The organism is Prosthecobacter sp., assembly GCF_044226605.1.
In the GTDB taxonomy this organism is placed as follows: domain Bacteria; phylum Verrucomicrobiota; class Verrucomicrobiia; order Verrucomicrobiales; family Verrucomicrobiaceae; genus Prosthecobacter.
Genome location: NZ_JBGAGS010000009.1, coordinates 222,084 through 244,713 on the forward strand (window position 1 = coordinate 222,084; position 22,630 = coordinate 244,713).

23 protein-coding genes and 1 tRNA gene are annotated in these 22,630 nt (G+C 60.4%); 8 read left to right on the top strand and 16 right to left on the bottom strand.

Annotation, left to right across the window (positions count from 1 at the left end; translation table 11 throughout):
* Window positions 1–32: 32 nt before the first annotated feature.
* The 3 genes from ACILSO_RS14385 to ACILSO_RS14395 are packed head-to-tail and all read left to right on the top strand — an operon-like array spanning window position 33 to window position 3,123.
* Window positions 33–1,337 (top strand): cytochrome ubiquinol oxidase subunit I, encoded by a 1,305-nt coding sequence (locus ACILSO_RS14385; protein WP_395738121.1) that lies wholly within the window; start codon window positions 33–35, stop codon window positions 1,335–1,337.
* Window positions 1,338–1,345: 8 nt separating this feature from the next.
* Entirely contained in the window at window positions 1,346–2,359 is a 1,014-nt protein-coding gene (locus tag ACILSO_RS14390) for a cytochrome d ubiquinol oxidase subunit II (RefSeq protein WP_395738122.1), read from the top strand.
* A complete protein-coding gene (locus ACILSO_RS14395; RefSeq protein WP_395738123.1) occupies window positions 2,356–3,123 on the top strand; it encodes an SDR family NAD(P)-dependent oxidoreductase in 768 nt (255 codons plus the stop codon). Before ACILSO_RS14390 ends, ACILSO_RS14395 begins: the two co-directional genes overlap by 4 nt.
* Before the next feature lie 32 nt (window positions 3,124–3,155).
* Here the strand turns inward: ACILSO_RS14395 and ACILSO_RS14400 are convergent, their stop codons facing one another.
* The 3 genes from ACILSO_RS14400 to ACILSO_RS14410 are packed head-to-tail and all read right to left on the bottom strand — an operon-like array spanning window position 3,156 to window position 5,408.
* A complete protein-coding gene (locus ACILSO_RS14400) occupies window positions 3,156–3,446 on the bottom strand; it encodes a hypothetical protein (RefSeq protein ID WP_395738124.1) in 291 nt (96 codons plus the stop codon).
* 23 nt (window positions 3,447–3,469) lie between these two features.
* Window positions 3,470–5,044, bottom strand: coding sequence for a cation acetate symporter (locus tag ACILSO_RS14405; protein WP_395738125.1), 1,575 nt, complete (start codon window positions 5,042–5,044; stop codon window positions 3,470–3,472).
* Window positions 5,045–5,099: 55 nt separating this feature from the next.
* Window positions 5,100–5,408 carry a DUF485 domain-containing protein gene (locus ACILSO_RS14410; RefSeq protein ID WP_395738126.1) on the bottom strand — a complete coding sequence of 103 codons (309 nt, stop codon included), beginning with the start codon at window positions 5,406–5,408 and terminating at the stop codon, window positions 5,100–5,102.
* 134 nt (window positions 5,409–5,542) lie between these two features.
* On the opposite strand from ACILSO_RS14410, the gene ACILSO_RS14415 reads away from it, so the two are divergent.
* Complete coding sequence (locus ACILSO_RS14415) at window positions 5,543–6,124, top strand: hypothetical protein (protein ID WP_395738127.1); 582 nt, start codon at window positions 5,543–5,545, stop codon at window positions 6,122–6,124.
* Window positions 6,125–6,127: 3 nt separating this feature from the next.
* Here the strand turns inward: ACILSO_RS14415 and ACILSO_RS14420 are convergent, their stop codons facing one another.
* Window positions 6,128–7,039 carry an alkaline phosphatase family protein gene (locus ACILSO_RS14420; protein ID WP_395738128.1) on the bottom strand — a complete coding sequence of 304 codons (912 nt, stop codon included), beginning with the start codon at window positions 7,037–7,039 and terminating at the stop codon, window positions 6,128–6,130.
* Between the two features lie 121 nt (window positions 7,040–7,160).
* Between ACILSO_RS14420 and ACILSO_RS14425 the strand changes: the two genes are divergently transcribed.
* Window positions 7,161–8,924 (top strand): SLC13 family permease, encoded by a 1,764-nt coding sequence (locus ACILSO_RS14425; protein ID WP_395738129.1) that lies wholly within the window; start codon window positions 7,161–7,163, stop codon window positions 8,922–8,924.
* Between the two features lie 99 nt (window positions 8,925–9,023).
* On the opposite strand, the gene ACILSO_RS14430 is transcribed toward ACILSO_RS14425, so the two are convergent.
* The 9 genes from ACILSO_RS14430 to ACILSO_RS14470 all read right to left on the bottom strand — a co-directional run bounded on the left by ACILSO_RS14430 (window position 9,024) and on the right by ACILSO_RS14470 (window position 16,974).
* Entirely contained in the window at window positions 9,024–10,454 is a 1,431-nt protein-coding gene (locus ACILSO_RS14430) for an aldehyde dehydrogenase family protein (RefSeq protein WP_395738130.1), read from the bottom strand.
* A gap of 216 nt (window positions 10,455–10,670) precedes the next feature.
* Entirely contained in the window at window positions 10,671–11,402 is a 732-nt protein-coding gene (gene rnc / locus ACILSO_RS14435) for a ribonuclease III (RefSeq protein WP_395738131.1), read from the bottom strand.
* A 48-nt stretch (window positions 11,403–11,450) separates the two neighbouring features.
* Window positions 11,451–11,525, bottom strand: a tRNA-His gene (locus tag ACILSO_RS14440).
* A 92-nt stretch (window positions 11,526–11,617) separates the two neighbouring features.
* The gene (locus ACILSO_RS14445; protein ID WP_395738132.1) at window positions 11,618–14,002 is read right to left on the bottom strand and encodes an MMPL family transporter; all 2,385 of its coding nucleotides are present in this window, start codon (window positions 14,000–14,002) and stop codon (window positions 11,618–11,620) included.
* A gap of 86 nt (window positions 14,003–14,088) precedes the next feature.
* Window positions 14,089–14,586 (bottom strand): hypothetical protein, encoded by a 498-nt coding sequence (locus ACILSO_RS14450; RefSeq protein ID WP_395738133.1) that lies wholly within the window; start codon window positions 14,584–14,586, stop codon window positions 14,089–14,091.
* Window positions 14,587–14,893: 307 nt separating this feature from the next.
* Entirely contained in the window at window positions 14,894–15,250 is a 357-nt protein-coding gene (locus ACILSO_RS14455) for a DUF4190 domain-containing protein (RefSeq protein WP_395738134.1), read from the bottom strand.
* Window positions 15,251–15,378: 128 nt separating this feature from the next.
* The gene (locus ACILSO_RS14460) at window positions 15,379–15,990 is read right to left on the bottom strand and encodes a hypothetical protein (RefSeq protein WP_395738135.1); all 612 of its coding nucleotides are present in this window, start codon (window positions 15,988–15,990) and stop codon (window positions 15,379–15,381) included.
* Window positions 15,991–16,041: 51 nt separating this feature from the next.
* On the bottom strand, window positions 16,042–16,401 hold the full coding sequence (locus ACILSO_RS14465; protein ID WP_395738136.1) for a hypothetical protein: 360 nt from the start codon (window positions 16,399–16,401) through the stop codon (window positions 16,042–16,044).
* A 156-nt stretch (window positions 16,402–16,557) separates the two neighbouring features.
* Window positions 16,558–16,974, bottom strand: coding sequence for an ester cyclase (locus ACILSO_RS14470; protein WP_395738137.1), 417 nt, complete (start codon window positions 16,972–16,974; stop codon window positions 16,558–16,560).
* A gap of 172 nt (window positions 16,975–17,146) precedes the next feature.
* Between ACILSO_RS14470 and ACILSO_RS14475 the strand changes: the two genes are divergently transcribed.
* Both ACILSO_RS14475 and ACILSO_RS14480 read left to right on the top strand, forming a co-directional pair.
* Complete coding sequence (locus ACILSO_RS14475) at window positions 17,147–17,749, top strand: nitroreductase (protein WP_395738138.1); 603 nt, start codon at window positions 17,147–17,149, stop codon at window positions 17,747–17,749.
* Window positions 17,742–18,290, top strand: coding sequence for a DUF456 domain-containing protein (locus ACILSO_RS14480; RefSeq protein ID WP_395738139.1), 549 nt, complete (start codon window positions 17,742–17,744; stop codon window positions 18,288–18,290). The genes ACILSO_RS14475 and ACILSO_RS14480 overlap by 8 nt, the downstream gene beginning before the upstream one ends.
* 4 nt (window positions 18,291–18,294) lie before the next feature.
* On the opposite strand, the gene ACILSO_RS14485 is transcribed toward ACILSO_RS14480, so the two are convergent.
* Together ACILSO_RS14485 and holA are read right to left on the bottom strand one after the other, a co-directional pair.
* Complete coding sequence (locus tag ACILSO_RS14485) at window positions 18,295–18,666, bottom strand: TSUP family transporter (protein WP_395738140.1); 372 nt, start codon at window positions 18,664–18,666, stop codon at window positions 18,295–18,297.
* Window positions 18,667–18,673: 7 nt separating this feature from the next.
* The gene (gene holA / locus ACILSO_RS14490; protein ID WP_395738141.1) at window positions 18,674–19,795 is read right to left on the bottom strand and encodes a DNA polymerase III subunit delta; all 1,122 of its coding nucleotides are present in this window, start codon (window positions 19,793–19,795) and stop codon (window positions 18,674–18,676) included.
* Window positions 19,796–19,904: 109 nt separating this feature from the next.
* Between holA and ACILSO_RS14495 the strand changes: the two genes are divergently transcribed.
* Window positions 19,905–20,477, top strand: coding sequence for a tetratricopeptide repeat protein (locus tag ACILSO_RS14495; RefSeq protein WP_395738142.1), 573 nt, complete (start codon window positions 19,905–19,907; stop codon window positions 20,475–20,477).
* A gap of 250 nt (window positions 20,478–20,727) precedes the next feature.
* Here the strand turns inward: ACILSO_RS14495 and pdhA are convergent, their stop codons facing one another.
* Window positions 20,728–21,813: a pyruvate dehydrogenase (acetyl-transferring) E1 component subunit alpha gene (gene pdhA, locus ACILSO_RS14500; RefSeq protein WP_395738143.1), complete on the bottom strand. Its 1,086-nt coding sequence runs from the start codon at window positions 21,811–21,813 to the stop codon at window positions 20,728–20,730.
* Window positions 21,814–22,630 lie beyond the last annotated feature (817 nt).

Consider the following 22,630-nt stretch of genomic DNA (forward strand, 5'->3'; position numbering starts at 1 on the left):
ATGCGGATGGATGTGCCGCCATCGCCTCCCCCATGAATGATCTCGATTACGCCCGTTCGCAGATGGCGATGTCGCTGGCGTTTCACATCATTTTTGCGGCCATGGGAATCGGCATGCCCGTGCTGATGTGCGCGGCCGAATGGCTGCATCTGCGCACGGGAAGGCCGGTGTATCTGGACCTCTGCAAACGCTGGGCGCGCGGCACCTCCATCCTTTTTGCAGTGGGGGCGGTGTCAGGCACGGTGCTTTCGTTTGAACTGGGCCTGCTCTGGCCCGGCTTTATGAAGGAGGCGGGCGCCATCATCGGCATGCCGTTTTCGCTGGAAGGATTCGCCTTTTTTTCCGAGGCCATTTTTCTCGGCATTTATCTTTTTGGCTGGCAGCGCATCCCGCCCCTTATGCACTGGTTTGCCGGCGTGGTGCTCGCATTGAGCGGCATGCTCTCGGGGGTGTTTGTGGTGACGGCGAATGCGTGGATGAACGCGCCAGCGGGATTCAAGCAGGTGGACGGCAGATTCACTGAGATCGACCCCATCGCCGCCATGCTCAATCCGGGCAGCCTGCATGAAGTGCTGCACATGACGCTGGCCGCGTTTGTCGCGCTGGGTTTCGCAGTCGCGGGAGTGCATGCGTTCTTTCTCCTGCGCAATCGGGACAGCGAGTTTCATCGCGCCGCCTTGAGCATAGCGCTGATTCTGGCCTGCGTCAGCGCGCCGCTGCAGATCGTGAGCGGCGACTACAGCGCACGCAGCGTGGCGAAGCTGCAGCCGGTCAAGCTCGCAGCCATGGAGGCGCATTACCGCACGGAGGAGGGAGCGCCTTTGTCCATCGGCGGCATTCCCAATGATGAACGAAAGACCATCGACCATGCCGTGCAGATACCGAAGGGGCTGAGCTTCCTGGCCACGCATGATCCGGATGCGCGCATTCCCGGTCTGGAGGAGTTTCCGCGCTCCGACTGGCCAAACGTACGCGTGGTTCACTGGGCGTTTGACCTGATGATCCTCTGCGGCCTGGCTCTGCTGGGCCTAGCGGTGTGGACGGGCTGGTGCCGGTGGAGGAAACATCCCCTGCGTGACAACCGCTGGCTGCTGCGCGCACTGGTGCTTGGCACCCCGCTGGGCTTCGTGGCTCTCGAGGCCGGCTGGGTGGTGACCGAGGTGGGGCGCCAGCCCTGGATCATTCAGGGCGTCATGCGCACGGCCGATGCTGTGACACCCATGCAGCACATCGCCGTGCCATTCTACGCCTTCACGCTGCTTTATGTCTTTCTCTCGGTTGTCCTCGTCGTGCTGATGCGGCGGCAGTTCCTCGCGGTGCCCGGCACTTCTCCCTGAATCCCACCATGGATGAAATGATCATCATCGTTTTCATGCTGTGCTCCCTGATCCTCTACGTGGTTCTGGGCGGGGCGGATTTCGGCGCGGGCATGTGGGATCTGCTGGCACGGGGGCGACGTGCCGAAAAGCAGCGAAAGGCCATTGCCGCGGCCATCAGCCCGGTGTGGGAGGCGAATCACGTTTGGCTCATTTTGCTGATCGTGCTGCTGTTCACGGCCTTCCCACCGGCCTTCGCCGTGCTGATGACGGCGCTGCACATTCCCTGCACGCTGATGCTGGTGGGCATTGTCCTGCGCGGGTCTGCGTTCATCTTCCGCAACTATGACTCCCAGGGGAAGGAGGTGAGGCACCGCTGGGGCGCGGTGTTTGGAGCCGCCTGCTTCTTCACCCCGTTTCTTCAGGGCATGGTGCTGGCCGCTCTTTCCACGGGGGAAATCCGCTACGCGGGGGGTCGTGTGACCTCCGGATTTCTTGCCGGATGGCTCACGCCGTTTGCCTTTGCGTGCGGCAGTCTGGCGCTGGTGTTGTGCGCCTATCTGGCGGCGATCTATCTGGCGTTGTACACACGCAAGGATCCTGACCTGCAGAATGATTTCCGCCGGCGCGCCCTGGGTGCCGGACTGGTGCTGGCTCCCGCAGCGCTGGTGGTCCTCCTCACCGCAAAGGAAGGAGCGCCGGATCTTTTTCACGCATGGAATCACGGCTGGGAGCTGCCGCTGCTGGGCGGCGCAGGTGCCTGTGCGGTGGCGGCATGGCTCGCTCTGTGGTGGCGGAGATTGGTGCTCGCACGCGCGGCCGCGGTACTGCAGGCCGCGCTCACGGTTTCCAGCTGGGGAATGGCGCAGCATCCGCACCTGATCACGCCGGATGTCACCTTTCATGCCAGCGCCGCACCTGAGGCCACGCTGCGTCTGCTCAGCATCGCGCTCGGGATTGGCGCCGTGCTGCTGCTGCCCGCGCTGGTCTTTTTGTTTCGTCTCTTCAGCAACCCCGAACCCGGCAAGGACAACGCGCCATGAACCTCAAAGGCAAAACCGCCATCGTCACCGGCGGCAACAGCGGCATCGGCCTCGCGATCGTTTTGGAACTCGCGCGCCAGGGCGCGAACATCGTCATCGACTACCTCGTGCATCCGGAGGCGACGGAAGAACTTGAAGAGCAGGTGCGAGCGCTGGGCAATTGCGTCATCGGCGTGAGGGCGGACGTCAGCAAGGTCAGCGAGTTGCAGTCGCTGTTTGCGCAGGCGGTGGAGGCTTTTGACCACGTGGACATCATGGTCAACAACGCCGGCGTTGAAACGCGCACCTCCATTCTCGACACGACGGAGGAGCAGTATGACCGCGTGCTTGCGATCAATTTGAAGAGCGCGTTTTTCGGCACTCAGCTGGCTGCGCAGCAGATGATCAAGCAGGGCGGCGGCGGGCGCATCATCAACATCAGCTCGGTGCATGAAGACTGGCCCATGCCGGGCAACACGGCGTACTGCCTGTCCAAAGGTGGCATGCGCATGCTGACGCGTACGGCAGGCGTGGAGCTGGCGCCGCACGGGATTCTTGTCGTTGGTGTGGGGCCGGGTGCGGTGTCCACGCCGATCAACAGCGTGACGATGAGCGATGAGGCCCTGCTGAAAAGACTGGATGCCTCCATTCCGCTCGGGCGCGTAGCGAAGCCGGAGGAGATCGCGAATCTCGTCGCGTTTCTGGCGAGTGATGGGGCGAGTTATCTGACAGCGACCACGGTGTTTGCCGATGGTGGCATCATGCAGAGCAGTCCGGGGCTGTGAGGAGCTGGGTGGGCAATCTTCTCCCTACTGAGCTATTCTTCGAAGACCTTTTTTATCACAGCATTTTGCACTTCGCCGCTGATGATGCTGAGGCTTGTGTCGCGTGGGACACCCCAGTTCGACAAAAAGTTTCTCAGTGCGTCGATTTGTGACTCGAGGGCACCATCATGGTGAATGAGAAGATCAATGTTCCAACCCATCGTTCCGCTACCACCCCCCGTAATCTCGACCTTGCCGCCAAAGAACGCTTCAATGTCTTCCTCAAGATCCCATCGAGATCGATCAAGCTGGGATCTTGAGTTGATAAAGACTTCGGTTTCCACTGGCAGTACAACTTTCGCTCACATCAATGCGAGGTCGCCTTCTCCGCGCCGAGGCCGGTGTGAGCGCGGACGGTGAGTTCGGCGAACTTGTCTTCGGCTTCCAGATCGCGAGGGGTCAAGATGGTGCCGAGATAAGCTGCGAGGAAACCGATGGGGATGCTGACGATGCCGGGGTTTTCCAGAGGGAAGATGGCGCCGGCCTTGCCGAAGATGCCGTTCGGGCTGAGGAGGATGAGGATGATGGAGGAGAGCAGGCCCACGCTGAGACCGGCCACGGCGCCGGAGGTATTGAAGCGCTTCCAGAACACGCTGAAGATGATCACCGGCAGGTTTGCACTGGCGGCCACGGCGAAGGCGAGGCCGACGAGGAAGGCGGTGTTCACACTGGGGCCAAGGAAGATGGCGATGCCAATGCTGACCGCACCCACGCAGAAGGCGGTCATGCGCGCGACTTTCAGTTCGGCTCCCGGACGGTTTTCTTTGCCGTGGTGGATCACATTGGAATAGAAGTCATGGGCGAAGCTGGCGCTGGCGCTCATGGTCAGGCCGGCGACCACGGCAAGGATGGTGGCAAAGGCGACGGCGCTGATGAAGGCGAAGAAGAACTCCCCTCCCAGATGTTTGGCCAGGATGGGCGCGACCATGTTGATGTCTGGCTTGCCAGCGGCGGTGGTGATGAGGTCCTTTTTGAGAATGGTGGCGGCACCGAAGCCAAAGAAGGTGGTCATGATGTAGAAGATCCCGATGATGGCCATGGCCCACACAACGCTGGAGCGCGCGGTCTTGGCATCTGGCACGGTGTAAAAGCGCACGAGGATGTGCGGCAGGCCGGCCGTGCCGAGCACGAGGCCCAGGCAGAGGGAGATGAGATCCAGCGGTCCCCAGGGGCCGGCAGTGGCCACGCCGTACTTCAAGCCGGGCTGCATGAGGTTTTTCGGCGGCGCGGTGCCACCGTAGTCGGCTTTGGAGACAGAGTTGAAGAACTCGGTAAAGCTGAAGTGGTGGTGCTTCAGCACCAGAAAGCTAAGAAGCAGCGCGCCTGCGATGAGCAGCAGCGCCTTGATGATCTGCACCCAGGTGGTGGCCAGCATGCCGCCGAAAACCACATACACCAGCATGAGCACACCCACGCCGATGACAGCCGGAGCGAACTGAATATCGATGAGACGCTCGATGATGCCGCCCGCGCCGACCATCTGCGCGATCATGTAGATGGTGGACACCACCAGCGTGCTCAGAGAGGCCAGCGCGCGCACCGGGCGGGGCTTGAGGCGGTAGGCCAGAAGGTCGGCCATGGTGTATTTACCTGCATTGCGCAGCGGCTCTGCCACGATGAGCAGCACGGTGATGTAGGCCACCAGGAAGCCGACGGAGTACATGAAGCCGTCATAACCGGAAAAGCAAATCGCCCCCGAGATGCCGAGGAAAGAAGCGGCGCTCATGTAGTCTCCCGCCACCGCGAGGCCGTTCTGCCAGCCGGTGATGCTGCGGCCCGCCGCGAAGTAGGCGCTGGCTCCCGTGTTCTTTTTGGCAGCGTAGAAGGTGATGAGGAGCGTGAGGCCGACGAAGGCCATGAACATGATCTGAGCGATTGTCATACGAGAAAAAGAAGGTCGGAATTTAAAACCAAAGGGTCAGCAACAGGCCACGGAATCAATGATGCCCATGGATGACTTCAGCGGCGGCTTTGTCCCACTTGGCCGCAACGCGCACGTAGATGAAGGCCATGATCCAGGCCATGAAGAATTGGGAGAGCGCGAAGACATAGGCGATGTTCACCTCGCCCCAGACCTTCTGCTTCATGAGGTCCGGCCAGTAACCGACGAGCACCGGCAGCGCGAGGTAGTAGATCAGGAAGAAGATCGTCGCGGGGATGATGAAGGCCTTTTTCCGCGCCATCATGCTGCGGAATTCCGGCTTGGCCTCCAGCTGCTCCCATTTCACAGGTGTTTTTTCGCTCATAGTGGGCGCGAGAGTATGAAGTGAGACGCTGGATGGCAAGGGGGGAAAACAGCCGGAATGGAAAATGCCGCTGTTTTCTCCATCCAGCGTGCGCCATGGCTTGACTCTCGGTAAATTACCTTGGAAAAAGACCCATGACTTCACGGCATAAATGCGCGCAGTGCGGCATCCTCGCGATCTTTCAAGATGACTTCTGCACCTCGTGCTGGAGCCACCGTACAAAGGGCAAGGTGCTGACGGACGAACAGATCGCCGCCTGCAAGAAGCAGGTCGCTGATGCAAATGAAAAGAAGGCCTGGCAGGAGGAGCTGGGGAAATGGCAGAACTGGATCCTGCTGCCGTCCATCCTGATGACTCTCTGGTACCTTTACGCGGCCTCCACGCTGCTGCCCATCCTGCTGAGAATCGGGGCTGGCAAGCCAGACATGGCCGTGTGCTTCGTCGGGGCCGCAGTTTTTGCGGGCGGCGGTTATCTGGTGGGCGGTTCCAAGGCACTGCGCATCGCCTGCCCTTTGCTGATCGGGGCAAGCGTTCTGGCCATGATTCAAATTGGAAATTTCCTGATCAATGTGGTGCCCGAACTCGCAGAGCGGCAGAGCGATGACAAGGTCGCCAAAGGCATGCTCTTTGGCAGCATACGCCTGGTGCTCTGCGGCGTGATCATCTTCTCGGCCATCAAGATCCTGCGCATGAAGCGCCCGGGGGCCTCAGCTTGAACTTCACTCGAAGGCGCTGGTCACCGGCTTGCCGTCAAATTCAGGAGGCAGAGGAATATCCAGCAGCCACAGTGCGGTGGCGGCGGTGTCGTAGGTGGTGACGGGTGCCGTGATGGTGTAGTTCTTCTTCACGCCTTTGCCCCAGGCCACCCAGGGGATGATCATGTCGTCGGGAATGTTCAGGCCGTGCGTTTTGTCGTGCCCGCCGTGGTCGGCGCTGATGAGGATGACGCTGGTGTCGGCGATGCCGGCGTCCTTGATGGACTGCCACACCTGCCACAGGGCCTGGTCGGTGACTTTGAGCGCTTCTTTCTGCTGCGGAGAGCCCCAGCCGTCCTTGTGCCCGGCGGTGTCCACGTCCGGAAAATGGATGAAAGTGAGGCGCGGCTTCTTCTCTTTGATCCACGCCGCCGCCTGCTTGGCCACCATCTGCGAGGGCTTTTTGTCCTTCTCGATTTCGGGTGAACCCGCCACAGGCGCCGGATCCTGCGGACCGCCGAAGTCGAACACATCGACCGAATTCTCCAGCCAGAGGTGGCGGAATTTTACCTTGCCGACAAACATGCCGTCCACCGCCTTGGGATCCGCGGCTTTGAGCAGTGAGAAGACCGTGGGCACTTTGACGAGGCCTTTGATCGGTGTGAAGGCGTTCCACAAAATCTGATGCTTGTCCGGCCCGACTCCCGTGAGCATGGAGGTGTGGGAGGGCAGCGTGATCGAGGGAAAAATCGTGCTGGCCTGCCACGTCACCGCGCCTTCAGCGGCGATTTTTTTCAGCGTGGGCGCCTCACTTTCAGCAATCACCGCCGGTTTGCCGCCGTCGATGCTGATGATGAAGACGTGCTCCGCACGTGGCGTGGCAAAAGCCGGAAGGCTGAACGAAAGGGTGGCAAGAACGGTGAGTACGGTACGCATGACGGTGGGCGCGAAGAAACGCCGGTCAGCGCGGTTTGCTTCCACAAAATCGGCACACAGGCGCTGTTTGCACGGCTTGCTCCTTGAGCAGTGTATTTCTCTGCGCCACTGGTGCGGACTAATGGAAGCCTGGATCGTCATCGGACTGCTCGTGTTAGCGGTCATCGCCTTTGCCACGGAGAAGATCTCCGTGGATGTCGTCACCCTGACCATGCTGTGCGTGCTGGTCATGTGCGGCATCTTGAAAGCCGACCGCGCCTTCGCCGGATTTGGCGACCGTGTGATCATTCTGCTGGCGGCGATTTTTGTCATCGGCGCGGCCCTGCGGGAGACAGGCGTGCTCGACATGATGGGAGGCGTGCTGGCGCAGACCTTCGGGACGCACCCCAAGCGCCTCATGGGCTTCATGATGGCCGTGGTGGCCGGAGTGTCCGCCTTCATGAACAACACCACCGTCACCGCAGTGTTTGTGGGTCCGGTGATGGGTCTTTCGCGCAAGCTGCGCATTCCGCCTTCGCGGCTGCTGATGCCGCTGGCCTTTGCCTCGCTGATGGGAGGCACCTGCACATTGATCGGCACCTCCACCAATGTGGCTGTGAGCGGTGCCATCACCAAACTGGGTCTGGAGCCGCTGCGCATGTTTGAGTTTACCGGCATTGGCCTCGTTCTCACTCTGACCGGGATTCTCTACATGGTCTTCATCGGCAGCCGCATGGTGCCGGAACGTGACAAAGCCGCCGTCATGAACGGCGACGCCATGCGTGATTACCTCGCCGAAGTCGTGGTGCTGCCCGGCTCTCCTCTTGTGGGCCAGGCTGCTTTTGATTCCGACTTTTCAGCGCTGGACTTTCAAGTGCTGAAGATCCGCCGCGCCGACCATCCCCTGGATGCAGGCCCCAATCTCCGCTTTGAAGAGGGAGACGTCGTCCTGGTGTCTGGAAAGGTGGAAAACCTGATCCGCGTGAAGAAGATCGAGGGCCTCGACATTCTCGAAGACGTGACTTTGCGCTCCTCCGGCATCGACATGCGGGATGCTCAGGTGGCCGAGGTGGTTCTCACGCCACGCTCCGGCTTCGTCGGCCGCTCTCTGCGCGACAACAATTTCCGCCAGCGCACCGGGCTCTCCGTTCTCGCTCTCATGCGCGGGGACCGGACGCTGATGCACCACATGGCCGATGAGAAACTGCGCGCGGGCGATGTGCTGCTGCTGCAGGGCCCGAGCGATCGTTTCCGTGCCTTTGAAGAAGGCAATGACATGATCGTCATCACGCAGCATCAGTTCAGCGCAGAGGCGCGCAGACGGGGTATGCTGCTGCTGGCGGCCTTTGTGCTCGCAGTGATCGTCAGCAGTTTTGACTGGGTTCCGGACACGGTGGCATTTGTCATGGTCGCCTTGATGGCAGTCCTGACGCGCTGCATCAAGCTGGAGAACGCCTACGCCAACATCGACTGGCGGCTGCTCATCCTCATCGGAGGCATGATGGCCTTTGGTGAAGCCATGAAAGTCTCGGGCGCCTCGTCCATGATCGCAAATTTCATCACCGGCTGGCTGCAACCCATGGGCATCTTTGCCGTCTTCACCGGATTCTGCCTGCTAACGATTCTGCTCACACAGCCGATGTCCAACGCGGCCGCGGCGCTCGTCGTTCTTCCCGTGGCGCTGCAGGCCGCCGCCAACATGGGCGCGAGTCAGCGCGCCTTTGCCATCGGCGTGATGCTCAGCGCCTCGGCCTCCATGCTGACCCCGTTTGAGCCGAGCTGCATTCTTGTCTATGGCCCAGGCAAGTACCGCTTCGCCGACTTCCTCAAAGTAGGCGGCGGTCTGACGGTGGTGATGCTCCTCGTCATTTTGGCGCTGGTGCCCGTGTTCTGGCCGCTGAAGTAGTACGATGGGCACTCCTGCCCATCGTCGAGCTACAGACGCGTGCATATCCCAAACAGTGCGTGAACGCTGACCGACAGACAGGAGCGTCTGTCGTACTTTTCAATCCGGCCCCAGTCCTGTCTTCTGCTTCAGCACGATTTTTTCCATGGCCTTCATCTTTGAATAAGGCGGATGCGGCAGGGACACGAGCGAAGCGATCAGCCCCCCCTGGTGCACCACGGCGCGCTCATGCGAGAACGTGCGGAAGCTGTGATGTCCGTGGTAGCTCCCCTGCCCGCTCTGGCCCGCGCCACCGAAAGGCAGATGCGAATTCACGATGTGCAGCAGTGTGTTGTTGATGACCGTGCCGCCGGCGCTGGTTTCGTTCAGCATTCGCTGGATGAAGGCCTCCTGATGGCCAAACGCATACAGTGCGAGCGGCTTGCCGCCGCACTGTATGAAGGCGAGCACTTCATCGAGAGAATCATACACAAGCACCGGCAGCAGCGGGCCAAAGATTTCCTCCTGCATGATCGTCATCGAGGGCGTGACGCCGCTCAGCACCGTGGGTGCCACATAGCGTGTGGCTTCGTCTGTTTCGCCACCCATGACGGCCTGCGCGCCTTCGGCGAGTGAGGCATCGAGCAGGTGCTTCATGCGCTGCCAGCCTCGGGCATCCACCACACGCGCAAAGTCGGGCGAGGCCCGGCGCTGCTCCGGAGTTTCGCCATAAAAATCACGTATCCGCTGACTGATGGCGGAGACAAATGGAGCAGCCAGATCGCGTGGCACCCATACATGGTTCGGGCAGATGCAGGTCTGACCCGCATTGAGAAATTTGCCAAACGCGATGGCGTGCGCCGCCTGCGGAATGTCACAGGTCTCATGCAGAACCGCCGGCGATTTGCCACCCAGCTCCAAGGTGACCGTGGCGAGATGCTGCGCAGCTTTGGCCATGATCTTTTTGCCCACGCCAGGACTGCCGGTGAAGAACACATGATCGAAGGGACATTCCATCAATGCTTCTGCCGCAGGCACGCCGCCCATGAACGCTGCGACTTCATTGGCAGAAAACGTTTCGCTGATCAGCTTCGTCAGCACCGCCTCCGTGTGCGGGGTACGATCAGAGGCAGACATCATCACCACGTTGCCCGCGGCGATCGCGCCCACGAGCGGCAGCAGAAACAGATGCACAGGATAATTCCACGGCGCGAGAATGAGCACCTGCCCTTTGGGCTCATAGCGCACCTCGCTGCGTGAGCCGAGCGTGAAGAGATGCGCGGCCACGCGCTTCGGCTTCATCCAGCGCTTCAAACGGGCGCACACAAACGCGATCTCCTCGGTGATGGGTGCGATTTCGGAAAGCGCGACTTCTGCCTGACACTTGCCAAAATCTTGCCGCATGGCCGCGACAATTTCATGCCGGCGGGAAATCAATGCAGCACGAAGCTTCTGCAGTTTTTCGATGCGCTGCTCCGCCGTGCTTTGCGCAATATGCCAGCGATTTTTTCGCTGGGCCTCAAATACTTCCTGGATGTGGGAGGAGTCCATGGAGAGGCGAGATTCAGATGAAGGGGAGTTGTTCCCAGCTCTTATGATTGGGAATGATCAGCTTGCCTGAAAAGCTATATCCGTAAGTACTGCGAACAACACCAACAAGTGCGTTCCGCCTTGGAAATACAGGGGTTCCACGGGCACTGACGGTGTGGACGGTTTCGGCAGGAATTGTGAGCGAACTGGAATAACCGGAGGTGTTCGCCCTTGTTCTCATGGCTTGCGATTTTGTTGGTCAAGTTGTGCACGAGTTGTTCGCAGCAATTCACCAAGGGCTGGATTGTCGAGTGCGGTCTGCGCCGCTTGAACTTCCGCATCTTTTTTGCTGCGACCGCTGCCCCGCCCGAGCTGCGCGCCCTGCCAGGACACGACGGCGACAAAGTTTTTGGCGTGGTCCGGCCCTTCTGCGCCCACGATTTCATACTGCGGCGGCTCGATGCCCACGGCTTGAATGAGTTCCTGCAGCTGTCCTTTGGGATTGGCGTCCAGCGGGCCACGGCTGAGGGCTTCAAGGTCCTCGGCAAAGAGTCGGGCGGCGAATTCATGAGCGGCTGCGCTCCCGGAGTCGAGGTGGATGGCGCCTGCCACGGCTTCGAGCGCATCTGCCAGGGTGGATTCGCGGTTTCGACCGCCATTGGCCTCCTCCCCGCGCCCCATGCGCAGGTAGGCGCCGAGTCCGATACGCCGGGCGATGCGTGCGAGCGCCTTGGTGGAAACGAGCTGAGCGCGTGCCTGGGTCAGCACGCCTTCGTCTGCCTGTTCCAGACGGTGAAAGAGCAGGTGGGACAGAGCCAGCTGCAGCACGGCATCGCCGAGGAATTCAAGCCGTTGATTGTCTGCCTGCGCGCGCTGGCTTTCGTAGCCGACGCTGCCATGCGTGAGCGCCATCTGGAGCAACGCTGGGTCGCGAAAAGTATGGCCGAGGACGTGTTCCAGCGTTTGCATGAGTGCTTTCCTTGTAGCCGGAAGTCCGGCAGCACTCCAAGAAAAAAGTGGGGTGACCGACGGGACTCGAACCCGCAACAACCAGAATCACAATCTGGGGCTCTACCGTTGAACTACGGCCACCATCTCAATCGAGAGTCGGGCATAGTAGTCAGAAGAGACGGAAGCGCCAGCGAAAAAATCAGGGGGGTGGAACTGGGGGCTGGGCGAGGGCTTTACTCCCGCCTCCGGAACCAGACCCACGGCAGGGCGAAGGCCGCAGTGATGAGAACCGTGAGAACGCCGATCATAGCGGTCATGCCGAGGGTGATGAGGCCGCGGTTGCTGCCCGCCGCCAGAGCGCCAAATCCCAGCCCGGTGCTCAGGCCGCAGTAGGCGAGCGAGCGGCCGAGGGAGGCAATCCGCTCCCGGTTCATGCCTGGCTCGCGCAGGGAGTGCATGACGTGAATGGTGAAATCGAGCCCCAGGCCGAGGCAGAGCGGCACCGCGCCCACGCTCATGAGGTTCCACGTCAGACCGCAGGCCGACATGCTGCCCAGCAGGATCCAGCCGCTGACCGCGAGGGTGAAGAAGGCAAACACCCGCTCCCGCCAGCCCTGAAACACCAGCAGGAACAGGATGCACGCGATGACAACGGTGGGCAGGCAGACGCGCAGGATTTCCCGTTTCAGCAAAGGCTCCAGCGATGTGCGCAGAAAGGCCCAGCCGGCGGGGTGCGCACCGGGAATCTGCTCCACCGCATGCAGCACCTGCGCGTTTTCCAGAGTGCGGCCTGCGGTCAGGCGCACGGAGCCCACGGCCATCAATCCGTGCTCGGCATGCTGGGAGACGATGCCGCCGAGGTTTTCGAGAACGATGAGTTTGGGCCACAGCGGCAGGGCGGTCTTCTCGGAGGCCCATTCCTGCCATTGCTTGAAAACTCTTTGTGTCAGAGCAAAGGCCACTTCGGTGAAGCCTGCGGCGTCGGTGGCCTGCTTGAGAGCCTCTGCATGTGTGGCGAATGATTGCAGCGTGGCGAGGTTCGCCTGCTGTGCCGCGGCGTCAGGCACGAGCGCGAGCGGCAGCATGCTTGCTTCGACTTCGTCATTCTTTAAGACCTTCTCCGCGGCGACGATGCTGTGGCGCAAAGCAGCGCTGTCCTTGGCGGCAAAGATCAGCGGCACATTGCGCCCAGGCTCGGCGCTGCTGTTCAGCATGCGCTTCTCGATTTCGTCGATGACATCAAAGGCCTCGCTCTTGTCGGGTCGTAGCACGGCGGAGCCAAAATCCATCTTTGGCAGGCCCTTCCAAGCCATGACCACGCTGGCGGCTATCAGCGCGCTCAAGACGCACACCACCATGACGCCCTGCATCTTCATGGCAAAGCGGGTGGTGCCGTGGTGCTCTCCGAGTTTGCCTGTGGTCATGCCCAGCGGCAGAAAGCCAAAGATCATGACCGCAGCGCCGATCAACACGCCGAGTGCGGACAATACTCCGAGCTGGGCCACACCAGGCAGCTGGCTCAGGCCCAGCATGGCAAAGATGCCCGCGATGCTGACCGCAGACCACGCGACACTCGGCAGCACACGACGGCAGATGCTGCCAAAGCCTTCGCCGGGATGCTCACGTGCCACATGCAGCCCCACCACGCCGAAGTCTTCGATCAAACCCGTGAGGATGGCTGCGAACCCCATCGACATCACATTGAGCGAACCATAGATGGCGCCCGCGGTGCCGAGCGTGAGCATGTTCGCGCAAAGGATGGCCAGCAGCAGCCAGAACAGAGGCTTCACGCTGCGATGCAGCAGCCAGAAGAGAAAACCCACAATGAAGGTGACGGCTCCGATCGACTGCCGCATGTCCCCTTCCATGCCGGTGGCGATCTCCGCCTGAAACGCCGGATCTCCCGTGAAGCCGATCTTCACGCCCGTGAGCTCTCCCTGCTGTGGCAGCCACTTCTCGCGCACTTCTGCTTTGATTTGCGTGAGCCAGGCATTGGCCGCGCGATAGTCCTCCAGCGCCTTCCCTGGCGGTGTGACAAACAGCAGGCGCAGGGTGCCGTCCGCGCTGCTGAACTCATCGCTCACCAGGCTGCTCATGTCCCCTCCCCCGCTCAGCAGTGCAAGCGCACCGCGTGCGAGGCCGAGAGGATCGTAACCGCTGAGCGTGGCGTTTTGCAGATCCAGTGAAGAGCTTGCCGCCTCTTTCGACTTCACCAGCAGCGACTCGATGGCCGCGGGCTCAAGCGACGCGGTCAGCTTCGCCACCTCCTGCGGCGGTGCATTCAGCCAAAGATACGCCACGACTTCAGCGATGATCGCCGGGTCCGATTGCAGCAGCGATTTGCTGCGCACACTCGCACACAGCTCCGGCTTCGCTGCTAGGTGCTCGGCCAGCGCATCTGCCGTCACCTCGACCAGCGCCGGGTCTTCCGCCTGCACCGCGATCAGCAGCAGATTGCGCTTCTGCTCCCGCAGCAGCCTCGTTCCCTGCAGGCCCGGCAGCTCCTGTGGCAGCAGGCTCAGCGGATCCACATCAAAATCCAGCCGCGAAATGCCAAACCATCCCGCCGCAACGACGAGCAGGACAAAGAACAAACGAAGCGCGGCCGGTTTCCTCATGAGTGGCGGAAAGAAGCGGAGCCGGACGGGAAGTCCATCGGGGAATGGCCCGGCATGCTGGGTGCTTTCCTTCAGGATCGAATCTTTTATGGCAGCGGCTCCCCTGGCGGAAACAGGCCGAGGCCGTAGAGCATTTTTTCCAGGGCGGTGGGCCGGGTTGTTTGAGAGACCAGCATGCCTTTCTGAAAACTGGGTGCGCCGAACTCGGCGGCATAGGGGCGCTGGCCCGGGAACGTCGGTCCGTCGGCGGCGGTTTCGCCGGTGGAGGCAAGGCACCACACATTGAGACGAGGATGACCCTGGCTGCGGGTCACGGAGTACCGCAGGGAGGCACGATACGCGCTCACCGCTTGCGCGGCATCTTGCGCTCCTGGCCAGCGGTGCTGCACGAAATGAGTGTCGCCAGCAGACTGGGTGGCTTTCTCTATGAACTGGAGGAGCTGACCACGCTGTTCGCCGTGGCTGAGTTCATAGCACGCGTATCCCACAAAGGGCGGGCATGTCTGCCCTTTTTGCCAGCCGATGACAGCCGTCATGAACAGAGCAAAAACCAGCAGCAGAAGTGTGAACAGAAGCCTTTTCATGGGGAGGGATGAAGGATGGATTTATCTGGGAATGGCCGTATGCATGTGCCATCAAAGACTTTGCCTGATTTCTTCTGGCCCTTCGGCTGAATTTTCGCCTGGCACGTGGCGGCCTCGCGGATGTGGTTCATCAGCGTGTTGAAGACCGCCAGGTCACTGTCGTCATTGAGGCTTGCTACGGGATCCACAAACGATGTGGAGCGGCGCGCCCTGCCACGATCTGCATGCGCGGGAGGAATGGAAATGCACAAAGAGAGCACGAATGCCCGGCTCTGTGCCACCCCGGTTACTCGCTGGTGAACGAAACTTACTTTAAGGCTCCAGCCACGATCATCGAGATCAGGACTGCGGTGCCTGCCACGCCCACGATCAAGCCAAAGATGGCCCGGCCCATGCCGTGTTTGGGATTGGGCGTGCGCTTGCTCTTCCGAATATCACGGATGGCCACGATGGAAATGATCAATGCCAGCGGAGCGGGCAGAATGACGAGCCCAAACAGGCCCAGGTAACCCGCGGCGATGGCCCATCCGGATCTGCCCACAGGCAGCAGCATTCGCATGGCGGCGCTGTCCGCCATCTTGGTGGGAGCTGCCATCGGGGGCGGCTGGGGCATGCCGAAGACGGGTTGCGGCGGCGGAGTGGGGATGGGCGGTGGAGTTTGCATGAGGAGTAGTGCGGGATTCGAACGGCCACGAAGTGCAGCGCCCATCAGAAGGAGCAGGGCAGGCCATACGCAGTCCTTTTAACAAGGCGTCCGAGGAGCTGTCAACGGCATTCCGGTGCGCGTTTTCCTCAAAGGTAGGATCCAGGTATCCCGACGGTGATGCAGAGCAGTGCGAGCACAACCGACAAACTCAACACCAAGTAAGCCGGCAGCCCGAGTCCTTGGGCACGGTACAGGCGCCGCTGCACGAGATGTCCTGCGACAAGCGCGAGCAAAGTCAGAGCGGCTGTCAGGAACAGGTCAGTCCATGAAGGGGTGCCAAACGCGTGTGAGAAGTCGTTCTCTCGTCCGACGAGATAGGGAAAGGCAGTATTGGCCACATCGGCCAGCGGTGCGGCAAACAACCAAAAGTACAACGAGGAGGCCACCCAGAATGGGAATGGCCGACGCCTCCGGGAAAGCAAGGCGACGACTGCCGCCAGAAAGAACCAGAGCAGGTAGGGCGCAAGGGAGACGAAGAGGGAAGAGAAACTACCTTGTGCCGGAGGGTCATAGGCAACATACCCCCACTTCCCGTCTCCGGGGGGCAGCCACACAAATTCAAGGACTGTGCCGCCCTGAACCAAAACAGCTGCGGCGTGAGCGCCCTCATGAACCAGGGTAAACACCACAGCCCCGGGAACGGCCAGCAGCATGTGCAGCCAGTGACGGCGCATGAAGTTCCAGATCTCAGCTAACATGGGCGCGTGTTTTGTGATGACTGAATTCGCCGTGGCATCATGCCAGCCAAGCTACGCATCAATGGCGGTGTCACAGCGGCCATTCAAGACCTGCACAAAGTTTTTGGCTGCATAACCAAGACACCCTAAGCAGAGAGTTCCGAGGGCACCGGCAGCGCGCCTTTGAGAAGACTGCATCGCCAGCCACGCGAAAAATCCCAAGGGTAGTGCCGCGATTAGTGACACCGACATTCGGATCAAACTAGACTTCCGGATCGAAGCTTGTTTTGCCTTGGTCCCTATGGCGATCATCTCATCTGCCTCTTTCTCGATGATGCCGTGCTTAGCGCTCAACCAGTCGCGCACCTCAGATTCTGAGGCGTCCCAATACATCTTGCCATTGAGTTGTTCCTGAATTTGGTCGCGGTTCATAGTGTTTGATTTGCCGAATCACTGAATGGAACTCGGAGGCGTGGGTTTTGTGCGTCCGAATACTGGGCACGACGATTTGCGGCTGTCATAGAGCCGGCCTCATCCTCCGCATCTCCCCGCTCAACAACCGCCTCTGGGCTCCGACCTGAAGGAAGGCTATGCCCACCCCAACTGCCGGAGACCGAAGGTGTCATTCCAAATCTTGGTCATGTGCCGGATGCGACCGTCTTCAAACTGCATCGCATACATATATTCAGCCGACAGGCTCTTGCCGGTAGGCTCCACCGGTCCACCCGGTCCGGTGTGCGTGCCGTAATAGACGCCATAACCCGCAACGCACTGGCGCTCCGGATCTTCTGCGAAGAAGCGCAGCTCATAGCGTCCGTCCGGCACCGGCGTGAAAAAACCCTTCATCCAGTCGGTGTAACCTTCCAAGGTGCTGATGTCGGCGAGCGCCGCACCCTGCGCCGAGAACGTGGCATCTGGATGGCAGTACTCTTTGCAAACCTGCCAGCCTTTACCGCTGTCACAGGCGTCAAAAAACAATCTGGCTTTTTCGTATATGGTGCTCATGTTTTTGATGGGTTGTTAATCCAAAGCTGATTCTACCGGCGACCCTCTTGTGGGGTACTGCGGGTGTTTTAGCTCCTAAGACCAGAATGGCAACTCCACAGTCGGCTTTCAGGCATGATGCAGGGTGGCAGCGGGTTGACAGTGCGTGCAGCAGGACGCATGACTCGCAGGCATGACTGGCATCGCATCGCACGAACAAATCAGCGCACTCATCCGCCATCGTCGTTCCATCAAACCGGTGGACATGGATGCGACGCGCAGCGTGGAGCGTGAGCTTCTCTCTCACGTGCTCGAAGACGCCACCTGGGCGCCCACGCATGGACTGACGGAGCCTTGGAAGTTTATCGTCCATCAGGGGGCGTCACGTCAGCGTCTCGCGGAAGCGATGCAGAAAGTCTATCGCCAGACCACGCCAGCGCATGAGTTCCGCGAGGACAAGATGAAGAAGATGGGGGAGAACCCGCTGCTCTCCGCTGTCGTCATCGCCGCAGTGATGGAGCGCCGTGGTGGTGACAAAATTCCTGAGATCGAAGAGATCGAGGCGGTGGCCTGCGCTCTGCAAAATCTGCAGCTCTCTGCCTCGGCGGCGGGACTGGCCTGCTACTGGTCTTCACCTCCGCTGCTGGGCACGCCTGCGTTTGCGGAGTGGCTGCAAATCGGCGCGGAGGATCGCTGCGTGGGCCTCATCTATCTTGGATGGCCGCGCGTCGGACTGAACTGGCCGAGGAGCGTTCGCAAGCCCGTGGAAACCAAAACCCTCTGGCGGGATGACTGAGTGGTTCACTCATGCCTGGAATGCGACCTCGCATTTCTTCACGGACATGCCCTGGGCCATGTGGGGAGTGTGGACGCTGACGATCTGCCTGCTCGTCGTCGGCATCGTCGGTTCCGTCGTGCCGTTTTTGCCGGGGCCGATGCTGATCTTCGCTGCGGCGATTATTCATACCGTGCTGCGTCCGGAGTCCGGCATGAGCCTCTGGGGTTTTGTCTTTTTATCGCTCGAGCTCGTGTTGTCCTACGTGGTCGATTTCGCCAGTGGTGCCATGGGCGCGCGTTGGTTTGGCGCCAGCCGCTGGGGCATTGCCGGTGTGTTCATCGGCGGCATCGTGGGCATGTTCTTCATGCCGTTTGGCCTGGTGCTCGGTCCCTTGATCGGTGGTGTTTCCTTCGAGCTGGTCTTTGCCAAAAAACGGCTGCAGCCCGCGGCCAAATCCGCCTGGGGTTCGCTGCTTGGCACGGGCGTCGGTCTGGTGCTGCGTCTCATCGTCGCCTTCATCATGGTGGCGACTTTCTTTCTCGACGCGCTGGTGTGGTGAGGGCTCACGCCTTTCCGTACAGCAGCATGCGCGCGCCAAAGGTGACGAGCACAAAACCGAAGATGCGGGTGAGCGTCTCACTGCTCAGTGTCTTCATCCAGTTCGCGCCGAAGTAGGCGAAGATGGATGCGGACACGGCGGTGATGGCGGCCACCTTCCATTCCACATAGCCGTTTCTGGCATTTTGTGTCGTGGCCATCAGCGCGGTGGGAATGATGATGGCCAGCGAGGTGGCGACCGCTGTTTTGTGAGGCAGCTTCAGGAAGAACACAAACGCCGGTACCATGACCACGCCACCGCCGACACCACACAGGGCCGCGACCGCACCGCTGATGACACCGATGGCAAGGCAGGTAAGAATGGTGGAGGTGGACATGGGAAGATCAGCGGGATTGACGGGCCAGGAGGCCGACGAGCAGACGCTCGAGCACGAGCTTGGGATCGAGCGAAGAAGTGACGAGCTTTGAATTGGCGGCGAGGCAGGCTTTGAATCCTGCGTGCAGTTCTTCGAGCGTGAAGTTCCCTGCTTCCGGCAGCGCGAGAAACATGGGATACGCGTTGAAGCCAGTGCCGTCTTTTTTCCGCGGCAGATGCGAGGTGGCCGTGGAGGGCAGGGCTTCGAGCGAGGAGCAGAAGCCGTTGTAGTTCATCTTGTTCAGCCGGTGGCGCGAGCCGAGGTCCTTGATGAGAAGCAGACTGCGCACCCGCGGCACGATGGCGGCGAGCAGCAGGCCGATGGCGTTCTGCCCTTGGTACATGAGCGTGCCCAGCAGTTCCAGCGCGCGGGGCAGATCACGTTTGCCGATGGCATTGCCGAGATCCCACAGCACCCCTGCCCTGCTCATGGACACCATGTGCTGCACCGTCTTCATTCCAGCACGGCGGCGCTCACCGAGATAGAGGTCGATCTTTTCCAGTTCGTTCTCCATCTGTCGCGTGTCATCGCCGGCCATCTGCACCAGCAGCTCCAGCGCTCCGCTTTCAAAGGTGATGCCCAGGTCTTTTGCTTTGCGGGAGGCCATGGCGAGCACCGGGCCTTCCCATCCTGCGCGGGAGGTGTCCGGCTTGTCGAAGACCTCCATGGCCGCGATTTTGGAAATGCGTTTGTAGGAGCTGCGGCGTTTGTCGATGGCGGTGGCGCTGATGACAACACTCACGTCGGTGCCAAGGCCGCGTTCCATTACATCGAGGATGCGCTCGAATCCGTTCACGGCATCCTGCCCTTTGCCAGGGCCGCTGTCGCCGAGGAAGTTCGCGTTCTTCAGCCACACCACTTTGCTGCCGCCGAAGAAAGGCAGGGTCTGCAGGGCCATGCACACATTGGAGCAGATGGTGCCGGCGTGCTCGGCATTGTCGGCAGTGCCGTCGATGATGTCGTTGCTGAAGTCTCCCGCATCGGGCGGGGTGAGGCTGCGCACCAGCAAAAGCGCGGCCTCTTTCACGCGTGCCTCGTCGCTGCCCATGAAGACACTGATCTGGCTGGCGGGTTTTTTCGGTGGCGGCATGGTTCACCGATGGAGCAGGATGCGCGTGGCATCAAGCTTGGCGCTGCGTGCATGGTCTTGACATTCTTTCAGCGATTTGATGAAATCAGACAAATCATCCAACATCACTATGAAAACATCATTGATTGGGTCCAAGGTCTCGACGGCGGTTTTGTTTCTTACCACTGCCTTGTTCATGTCAGGAGCCAGCATCGCTTCCGCTGCGGAGGATCTGAATGCCATCTATCAGCAGGGACGCGCCGCCTATTATAAAGGCGATCTCGACACGGCCTACCGGCTCCTTTCCCGGGTGGCGGCAGCCAATCCCAAGCATGCCGAGACCGCGAACATGCTCGCTTACATCCGCGCGAATTATCAGCCGAAGGATGACTCGCTGAAAAATCAATACGCGACGGTGATCCTGCCCAAGATCGAAATGTCGGACGTGACCCTCACCGAAGCCATCGAGGGTCTGCGGGCGATGTCCAAAAATGCCAGCGGTGGCAAGATCACGCCGAACGTGATTGTGAAAGGTGCCGAGTTGGGCGAGAAGAAGTTCAGTCTTTCCCTGAGCAACGTTCCTTTGAGCGAGGCGCTTAATTATGTGACCCAGCTTGTCGGTGCCAAGGCCACCTATGAAAAGCATGCGGTCATTCTAGCCCCCGAGGCAGACACCCCGACATCCACCGCTGCGACGAAGTGATTATAAAAGATTGATATTGAATGCACTAGAAGCGGGTTAAGCCTCACCCCGCGGATAAAGCGTGCCATTTGATGCCAGATCAGCCCGCCGAGTTTTTTCCCTCTGACACTCGGCGGGAAGAGCGCGTGTTGCATGCTTCACCAACGCTACGAAGCATGAGCGTGGAGTCGACCAGAGGACACAGGTTTCGTGACATGAAAATGGGAGAGCTTTCGCTCTCCCATCCTCGCTTAAAGTCTGACGGTCGTTCTCAGTCGTTGAAGAAGTGGCGCCCGGTCTGGCCGGCTTCGGTCTTGTTGTCCACTTCCCAGTACACATCCTCGAAGATGGTTTCGGGTTCTGGATACGGACTGTTCTTGGCAAACTCGGCGGAGTCTTCGGCTTCCTTCTGCGCTTCCTTGTCGATCTTCTTCAAGTCTTCTTCCGTGGCCACGCCTTCGTTGAGGAGGTTGCGCTTCCACACTTGGATCGGGTCGTGGTCGTTTTGGAATTTCTCCACTTCTTCTTTGGTGCGGTACTTGAACTTGTTGGCGTCTGCGACCGAATGGCCTTCCCAGCGATAGGTGGCGATTTCGAGGATGCTGGGCTTGGACTCGTTGTGAGCGCGGGCGATGGCTTTGCCCACTCCGGCGCGGACTTCATAGACGTCTTCGCCATTGAACTGCTCCCAGGCCATGCCGTAGCCTTCGGCACGCTTGGCCAGGAAATCCTGATAGGCGGAGGAGCGCTGCTGGCTGGTGCCCATGGAGTAGCCGTTGTTTTCGATCACATAAATCACGGGCAGATCCCAAAGTTCAGCCAAGTTCAGGGATTCATGGAAGGCACCTTGGTTCACCGCACCGTCGCCAAGGAAGCAGAGGGCGGCACCTTTAAGACCACGATACTTGAGGCCGTAGGCGAGGCCAAGGCCGAGAGGAGTCTGACCGGCAACGATGCCGTGCCCGCCCCAATAGTTTTTCTCGGGAGCAAAGTAGTGCATCGAGCCGCCCTTGCCGCGGGAGCAGCCGGTGGCCTTGCCGAAGAGTTCGGCCATGCATTCGTTCATGCCCATGCCCACGGCCAGCGCGTGACCATGGTCGCGATAGGCAGTGATGACGTGATCGTTTTCTCCCATCACGGAGACGGTGCCGACGGCCACGGATTCCTGGCCGATGTAGAGGTGAAGGAAACCGCCCATGCGACCGGCCTGATAGTGCTGAAGCGACACCTGCTCAAAGCGGCGGATGCGGACCATCTTGCGGTAGAGCTCGATCTTGTCGGCAGCGGTCAGCTTCTGATTGATGGGGTCGGCAGCGTGTTTTGCCAGGGCGTTTGAGGGGGCGGTTGCAGTGGCCATGTGAGGGAGCGATACTAGCTGGATGCATGCCGGAAGCAAGCAGGGTGTTTGGTCCACGGGAGGGGACACGCGGGGTCCCTTGCCATGGTGTACTCAGGCGAGTGGCCCTTCTCACGCTGGATCGTTGGGCTGCGCTCAGGCCGCCGGTGGTCTATCGCGGTGAAGGCAATGCAGGGTCTTCTCTACACTCTCTTCCCGGGTATGCTTTTGCTCTCACGGAAAGGAAGACGACTTAGCGTAAAGGAGGATGATGCTGGGCTTCTCGGGCGGATGAATTTCAATCCCATCGAGCCGCAGCTGCAGAGGCTGGAGGACCAGCCGCCCCTACCCTGCCCCTGCACCGAGCGTTTGCGGGCTGAACCATCCTCACGCCGCCGGTTCGATGGCCCTTGAACCCTCGTTGTCGAAGATTTGCGATTCGATACCGGAGGTGGGTGGACTGGGCTCCCTACCCCTCGCCACTTGGGCGTTCGCAGACCCACGCGGCGTAGGGCGGCTTGGCCTCAACCGCCGGCTCCACAGAGCAGGTGGTTGACGGATGGTCTGGCTTTCAGTTGCGCTGAACGCAGCAAGGTCAGGTGCTACTGCGCTCTCTTTTGGGGAAAGAAATGGGATTAAAAAGGAGGAGGGGCGCGTGCCATTACACACGCACGGGTTCGTCGGCAGAGGCGGGAAACCCAACCTCCCAATCCTGCGTCGTGCGCCCGCAAGCCGACCGCAGGTAGGGCGGACTGTCCAGGCTGTGTGAAAACACTCTTTTTAGAGAGGCCTGCCCGGAATGCCGGTTAAATTCTGGCATTCTGCCAAGCGATTTTGC

What these genes read in the sequence shown, in the direction of transcription:
- ACILSO_RS14385 (WP_395738121.1), top strand. Translation starts at nt 33, where the DNA reads ATGAATGATCTCGATTACGCCCGTTCGCAGATGGCGATGTCGCTGGCG.
- ACILSO_RS14390 (WP_395738122.1), top strand. Translation starts at nt 1,346, where the DNA reads ATGGATGAAATGATCATCATCGTTTTCATGCTGTGCTCCCTGATCCTC.
- ACILSO_RS14395 (WP_395738123.1), top strand. Translation starts at nt 2,356, where the DNA reads ATGAACCTCAAAGGCAAAACCGCCATCGTCACCGGCGGCAACAGCGGC.
- ACILSO_RS14405 (WP_395738125.1), bottom strand. Translation starts at nt 5,044, where the DNA reads ATGACAATCGCTCAGATCATGTTCATGGCCTTCGTCGGCCTCACGCTC.
- ACILSO_RS14410 (WP_395738126.1), bottom strand. Translation starts at nt 5,408, where the DNA reads ATGAGCGAAAAAACACCTGTGAAATGGGAGCAGCTGGAGGCCAAGCCG.
- ACILSO_RS14415 (WP_395738127.1), top strand. Translation starts at nt 5,543, where the DNA reads ATGACTTCACGGCATAAATGCGCGCAGTGCGGCATCCTCGCGATCTTT.
- ACILSO_RS14420 (WP_395738128.1), bottom strand. Translation starts at nt 7,039, where the DNA reads ATGCGTACCGTACTCACCGTTCTTGCCACCCTTTCGTTCAGCCTTCCG.
- ACILSO_RS14425 (WP_395738129.1), top strand. Translation starts at nt 7,161, where the DNA reads ATGGAAGCCTGGATCGTCATCGGACTGCTCGTGTTAGCGGTCATCGCC.
- ACILSO_RS14430 (WP_395738130.1), bottom strand. Translation starts at nt 10,454, where the DNA reads ATGGACTCCTCCCACATCCAGGAAGTATTTGAGGCCCAGCGAAAAAAT.
- rnc (WP_395738131.1), bottom strand. Translation starts at nt 11,402, where the DNA reads ATGCAAACGCTGGAACACGTCCTCGGCCATACTTTTCGCGACCCAGCG.
- ACILSO_RS14445 (WP_395738132.1), bottom strand. Translation starts at nt 14,002, where the DNA reads ATGAGGAAACCGGCCGCGCTTCGTTTGTTCTTTGTCCTGCTCGTCGTT.
- ACILSO_RS14450 (WP_395738133.1), bottom strand. Translation starts at nt 14,586, where the DNA reads ATGAAAAGGCTTCTGTTCACACTTCTGCTGCTGGTTTTTGCTCTGTTC.
- ACILSO_RS14455 (WP_395738134.1), bottom strand. Translation starts at nt 15,250, where the DNA reads ATGCAAACTCCACCGCCCATCCCCACTCCGCCGCCGCAACCCGTCTTC.
- ACILSO_RS14460 (WP_395738135.1), bottom strand. Translation starts at nt 15,990, where the DNA reads ATGTTAGCTGAGATCTGGAACTTCATGCGCCGTCACTGGCTGCACATG.
- ACILSO_RS14465 (WP_395738136.1), bottom strand. Translation starts at nt 16,401, where the DNA reads ATGAACCGCGACCAAATTCAGGAACAACTCAATGGCAAGATGTATTGG.
- ACILSO_RS14470 (WP_395738137.1), bottom strand. Translation starts at nt 16,974, where the DNA reads ATGAGCACCATATACGAAAAAGCCAGATTGTTTTTTGACGCCTGTGAC.
- ACILSO_RS14475 (WP_395738138.1), top strand. Translation starts at nt 17,147, where the DNA reads ATGACTGGCATCGCATCGCACGAACAAATCAGCGCACTCATCCGCCAT.
- ACILSO_RS14480 (WP_395738139.1), top strand. Translation starts at nt 17,742, where the DNA reads ATGACTGAGTGGTTCACTCATGCCTGGAATGCGACCTCGCATTTCTTC.
- ACILSO_RS14485 (WP_395738140.1), bottom strand. Translation starts at nt 18,666, where the DNA reads ATGTCCACCTCCACCATTCTTACCTGCCTTGCCATCGGTGTCATCAGC.
- holA (WP_395738141.1), bottom strand. Translation starts at nt 19,795, where the DNA reads ATGCCGCCACCGAAAAAACCCGCCAGCCAGATCAGTGTCTTCATGGGC.
- ACILSO_RS14495 (WP_395738142.1), top strand. Translation starts at nt 19,905, where the DNA reads ATGAAAACATCATTGATTGGGTCCAAGGTCTCGACGGCGGTTTTGTTT.
- pdhA (WP_395738143.1), bottom strand. Translation starts at nt 21,813, where the DNA reads ATGGCCACTGCAACCGCCCCCTCAAACGCCCTGGCAAAACACGCTGCC.